At 64.2% G+C, this 288-nt stretch carries 1 protein-coding gene; it reads right to left on the minus strand.

The window, feature by feature from the left end:
* On the minus strand, positions 1-288 hold a 288-nt coding region (locus ACYP5B_RS45645), incomplete at both ends, for an IS30 family transposase (RefSeq protein WP_459573977.1).

Consider the following 288-nt stretch of genomic DNA (forward strand, 5'->3'; position numbering starts at 1 on the left):
CAGTGGCCCGGCATGACGCGGTCCTCGACCTCGGGCGGGCGCACATGGATGCTGACCATCTCAGGAATCTGCCCGCGTCGATCAACCCCGCGCTTGTGTGGCATGCGTGTGCTGCGGCCATGGCGCAGGCAGGCGATGAGCTGGCGGCGCAACTCGCCCCTGGGCTGCGCGTAAATGGCCGTGTAGATCGTCTCGTGAGACACATGCATGCTGGGGTCCTCGGGCCACACTCGCTTAAGGATACCGGCGATCTGTTGCGGCGACCACTTCCAATCCAACAAAGTCAGC

Source organism: Cupriavidus sp. 8B (assembly GCF_054589115.1).